The organism is bacterium (genome assembly GCA_028821235.1).
Classification (GTDB): domain Bacteria; phylum Actinomycetota; class Acidimicrobiia; order Spongiisociales; family Spongiisociaceae; genus Spongiisocius.
Genome location: JAPPGV010000039.1, coordinates 1 through 4,660, shown reverse-complemented (window position 1 = coordinate 4,660; position 4,660 = coordinate 1). Strand labels below are relative to the sequence as shown.

Here is a 4,660-nt window from a genome sequence, read left to right as displayed (position 1 = left end):
CCACAACTGGCTCCGAACCCACGAACCAACCCCCACACCAACTTGACAAACATAGGAGCATCGCGACCACGGCCCTCCCCGGCGGGCCCATCCCCCAGCCACCACCTCCTTTGGTCCGAACGCGTTCCGCTATCCCCCGGCGGGTCCGCTCCCGAATTGATCCCGGTTCCGGTTCCCTCGACGTCGAATAGCTGGAAACCGGTGGTGTTTGTGACTGCCGGGCAGTATGCGGCGGGGCTGTGACATGTTCAACCCCCTTGTCCGGGCACAGAGCCCGCACCGCCCACGACGGCCACTGGTCACAGTCGTGGCGAACCCCGAGACACGGGACAGTGGGAGGAACGGGTAGGGCTGTTCCTCCACCCTGGTGACAGGGAGAAGACTCCGTCCCAGCGAGTGGGACCGGGCCGGTAGCCCCCGGCGGTCAGAAGATGGTCTGGCCGGCGTCCAGGTAGATGGTGGAGCCGGTGGCCATCCTGGAGTCCTCTGAGGCCAGGAAGACCGCCGCTCCCACTATGTCCTCGGGAACCCCGATGATCCCCAGCGGGATCATGGAGAGGCGGTACTCGCGGAACTCGGGAACGGCCAGGTCTGACCGGTTCAGGTCCGTCTCGATCAATCCCGGAGCGATGGCGTTGGCGCGGATCCCGTGGGGCGCGAGCTCGAAGGCCAGCTGCCTGGTGAGCATGCGCACCCCTCCCTTGGCCACGCAGTAGTGGGCGAGGTCCTTCCCGGCCAGGGTGTCGCCCGCCGAGGACATGTTGATGATCACCCCACCATCACCCTGGCGGACCATCTGGCGCGCCGCCGTCTGGGAGCACAGGAAGAACCCCTTGAGGTTTACCTCCATGATCCGGTCCCACTCCGACTCCTCGATCTCGAGGAAATGCGTCCGGATCAGGATGGCGGCGTTGTTGACCAGGATGTCGATCCGCCCGAAGCGGTCCACGGCCGCGGCCATCAGCGCCTCCACATCCGAGGACGATGACGTGTCGGCCTGCACTGCGATGGCCTCCGAGCCCATCGCCTCGATCTCGGCCACCGCCGAGTCGGCAGCTCCCTTGTCGCTGCGGTAGTTGACCACCACCTTGGCGCCTTCCCGCCCGTATCCGAGGGCGATGGCCCTCCCGATGGAACGGGAGGACCCCGTTACTACCGCTACCTTGTCGTTGAGCCGCATGGTTCGGGCGCCGGCTATTCCAGCTCGAAGCCGGGTACCACGAAGCTGCCCCGGTCGATGATCTGGGTGTCGCCGATCCAGATGGAGTGGTTGCGGGTCGGGATGTCGAAGTGGAAGTTGACACGGTTCTGGCCGCCCAGCTTGCGGAAGAAGTTGGACCCGAACGCGATCAGCATGTTGCCGTAATAGCTCTCGGTGTCCATCACGCCCCCGCCTTCCCAGAAGCGGAGGCCCAGAGCGTTCCAGTTGGCCCGGTGCTCGTACCCCCAGCCGATGTGGGACAGGCCGTAGGCCCGGTCGTCCTTGGGCAGCTCGAAGAAGTCCTTGAGAAGCCGGGCGTCGGCGCCCCCGTCGATGGAGACGATGCTCCCCTCCCGTAGCTCCATGCGGATCGGCTGCTCCACGTACTTGCCCATCGGCAGCAGCGCGTCGCCGGCATCCACCACCAGGGTGCCCTCCGCCGAGTCCTCCAGCGGCGCCACGCTGGACTGCCCCGACGGCCAGTGGTCCCAGCGTCCCGGCTCGTCGCTGTAGCCGTACTGGCACCCGAGGTTCCGGCCCGTGTAGCGGACGGTGAGGTCCGTCCCCGCCTCCGACTGGACCCGCATGATGTCCGACTGACTCATATATTCCACGCTGGCCTCGCCGCGCTCGCGGATGACCGGAATCGGGAAGAGGCGGCGCAGGTGGTCCTCGGGCTCCTCGATCATCAAGGTGCGGACGCCCGACTCCAGGGCCTCGTTGTGGGCGTCGGAGTAGATCCAGTGCGATCCCATGCTGGCCAGCAACCCCACCACCAGGTCGCACCCTTTCCAGGCCTCGACGATTGTGCGCGACTGCGTCCAGGAGTCGTCGGCCGGCACCATTATCTGGAAGAAGTCGCCGCCCAGCACCTTCACCGCTCCCATCAGGGCGGTGATGTAGGCGGGGTTGCTCTGGGTATTGGTGAAGGCCATGACGGTCTGTCCGGGGCCCACCCGGCACAGCTCCATATGGTCCTTGAACATGGGTACCAGTTCCGCGCCGGCGGCGGACGTGGTGGGGACTCTACGCAACGGCGTTCTCCTTTCGGGCTGACGAGAAGGCTCCGGTTGATCCTATCCGGTCGGACGGGCGGCCGGGCGGGCGCCGAGGTCCAGCCTTGAGCGCGACTTACGGCTCAGGAGCTCCAGTAGGTCCGGTGGATCACCGAGGCCTCGTCGATGAGGAAGGGGCCCTTCACCTCCACCTCGCGGTGGCCGCTCTGGAGCACGGCCCGGCAGCCCACCCCGGTCATGGTCGGGTTGAGCTTGTGGCCGCCCGTGTACTGCAGCAGGTCCGACTCACTCATCCCGTAGACCATCCGGTTCAGGCCCCCCCAGTACATGGAGCCGCTGCACATGGCGCATGGCTCGCAGCTGGTGTAGAGGGTGGCCGTGGCCATCTGCTCCGGGGTGAGCTTCTCGATCGCCAGCCTCATCAGGTTGGTCTCGGCGTGGTTGAGCGGGCTCTTGCCGGTGATGTCGCTGTTCTCCGCCTCCAGCAGGACGTTCCCGTCCGGATCGGCCATCAGCGCCCCGAAGGGTAGGTTCCCGTTGGCGACCGACCTGGCGGACACCTCGATGGCCCGCCGCAGCAGCTGTTTTTCCTGGGCGCTGAGCATGAACTGGTCATAGAACCCGATGTGGATCGCCGAGGCTTCCTCCACCAGGTGGGGGCCGCTCACCTCGATATCGCGCTGGCCACTCTGGAAGATGTTCCGGCAGCCCACGCCCCGCATGGTGGCGGTGCCGGGATCCTCTCCGGTGATCTTCAGGAGATCCGCCTCGCTCATCCCGTAGACCATCCGGTTGAGCCCGCCCCAGTACATGGCGCCGCTGCACATGGCACAGGGTTCGCAGCTCGTATAGAGCGTGGCGGTGGCGATCTGGTGGGGGTTGAGGGAGGTCACCGCCATGTTCATGAGGTTGGTCTCGGCGTGGTTGAGCGTGTTCCTGCCCGTGACGCCCGTGTTCTCCGCCTCCAGGAGGACCCTGCCGGCTGGGTCCGCCATGATGGCGCCGAAAGGCATGTTCCCGTTCGCCACCGACCGGGCCGATACCTCGATGGCCCGCCGGAGCAGTCGTTCGTCCTGTGCGCTGAGTTCTGCCATGGCCGGAGCGTAGCCTGATGGGTATTAAGAGGCCGGGATGAGGCCCAGCACGTAGGGCGCGGTGATCGGGGTGCGGTTGATTTCGGCCACGCCCATGCCGGACAGGGCGTCCTCCACGCCGGCGACTCGAAGTGGAGCACCCGCATGGCGGGGGTGGGCGAGCTGTTCGCCTTGATCCACGCCCACCTGGCGGTGACCCTGCGGGTGAACAAGATCGTGTCCGGCCTGGTGCTGGTGGTGACCGGCACCGGGTTCGCCAGCTTCGTCGGGAGCCTCAACGACTCGGCCCTGATCTACGCCCGTCCCGTCTCCAAGTTCGAGCCGGTCTTCGGGGAGGCGTTGCGCGACCTGCCGCTGGTGGGCCCCCTGGTCTTGGGCCACGACTGGGTGGTGTACATGTCGTGGGTGCTGGTGGCGGTGGCAGCCTTCTGGCTGTTCCGCACCCGGCGGGCCTGGCTCTGCGGGCGGTGGAAGAGGATCCCGCCACCGCGCGATAGTTCAGCGCCCCCTCGGCCCTGTCCGTTCCCTACGCACGGGAGACTCGCTGAGCCGCCGATCGTCCCGGGAGGACCCGGCGACACCTCTCTGGGGTCAGTGATCGGAGGGTCCTAAGGATGTCCACCAGAGCCACAGGCCCGTTCCTGACCGGCGGAGTAGGAAGACCGGAGCTTCACCGCTATGGGCAGGAAGGGGTAGAACGTGTCACACTGCCGCTATATGTTGCCTATTGCCAAGCACCTACACCGGCCGATGGCGTCCTGCCGATCGGTTCGGCCGGCCCGGAGGGAACATACCGAGGCTTCATGGAGCGACCGCCTACCCGGCAGCCGGCCGGGCATGGCCGACCACGCTCCGAACCAGGAAAGGTGGTGGCGGGGGAGGGCCCGGCGGCGCAGCCCCTCGTCGCGATTTTCGCGTTCCGCGGTCGCGGGGTTCGTATCGGGCCGCCGGGAGCGCCTGACCGCACAGCACACCGATGGGTTCAGTCGAACTGCTTCGATTCGGTGGACCCGACCATCGCCAGGGTGGAGGCTCGGCCTCCGGTCGTGACCTGCATCACCTCGTCGAAGTAACCGGCGCCCACCTCCGCCTGATGTTTGGTCGCGGTGTACCCGAACGGCTCCGAGGCGATCTCGGTCTGCTGCAGCCGGCTGTAGGCCGCCATACCCGAGCGGTCGTACGACCTGGCCAGGTCGAATGTGTGGAAGTTGAGCAGATGCCATCCCGCCAGGGTGATGAACTGGAACTTGTAGCCCAGCGCAGCGATCCGATCCTGGAACGTCGCGATCTGGCGGTCACTCAGGTGGTGTCTCCAGTTGAAGGAGGGGGAGCAGTTGTAGGCCAGCAGC

The 4,660-nt window shown here is 66.6% G+C and carries 5 protein-coding genes; 1 reads left to right on the top strand and 4 read right to left on the bottom strand.

The features are described 5' to 3' along the window. Positions 1-424: 424 nt before the first annotated feature. The 3 genes from OXK16_04750 to OXK16_04740 form a co-directional block, all read right to left on the bottom strand. On the bottom strand, positions 425-1,180 hold the full coding sequence (locus tag OXK16_04750; protein ID MDE0375256.1) for a glucose 1-dehydrogenase: 756 nt from the start codon (positions 1,178-1,180) through the stop codon (positions 425-427). Positions 1,181-1,194: 14 nt separating this feature from the next. Continuing rightward, positions 1,195-2,235 carry a hypothetical protein gene (locus OXK16_04745; GenBank protein ID MDE0375255.1) on the bottom strand — a complete coding sequence of 347 codons (1,041 nt, stop codon included), beginning with the start codon at positions 2,233-2,235 and terminating at the stop codon, positions 1,195-1,197. A 104-nt stretch (positions 2,236-2,339) separates the two neighbouring features. After that, the gene (locus OXK16_04740) at positions 2,340-3,311 is read right to left on the bottom strand and encodes a nucleoside deaminase (protein MDE0375254.1); all 972 of its coding nucleotides are present in this window, start codon (positions 3,309-3,311) and stop codon (positions 2,340-2,342) included. Positions 3,312-3,455: 144 nt separating this feature from the next. Here OXK16_04740 and OXK16_04735 point away from each other — a divergent pair, with 144 nt between their 5' ends. After that, entirely contained in the window at positions 3,456-3,923 is a 468-nt protein-coding gene (locus OXK16_04735) for a hypothetical protein (protein ID MDE0375253.1), read from the top strand. Between the two features lie 370 nt (positions 3,924-4,293). On the opposite strand, the gene OXK16_04730 is transcribed toward OXK16_04735, so the two are convergent. Further along, positions 4,294-4,660 (bottom strand): isocitrate lyase (locus tag OXK16_04730; GenBank protein MDE0375252.1); only part of this gene is annotated, 367 nt, incomplete at its 5' end.

Excerpts from the sequence above, each read along its gene's own strand:
- OXK16_04735 (MDE0375253.1), top strand. The coding sequence starts at position 3,456 with ATGGCGGGGGTGGGCGAGCTGTTCGCCTTGATCCACGCCCACCTGGCG.
- OXK16_04740 (MDE0375254.1), bottom strand. The coding sequence starts at position 3,311 with ATGGCAGAACTCAGCGCACAGGACGAACGACTGCTCCGGCGGGCCATC.
- OXK16_04750 (MDE0375256.1), bottom strand. The coding sequence starts at position 1,180 with ATGCGGCTCAACGACAAGGTAGCGGTAGTAACGGGGTCCTCCCGTTCC.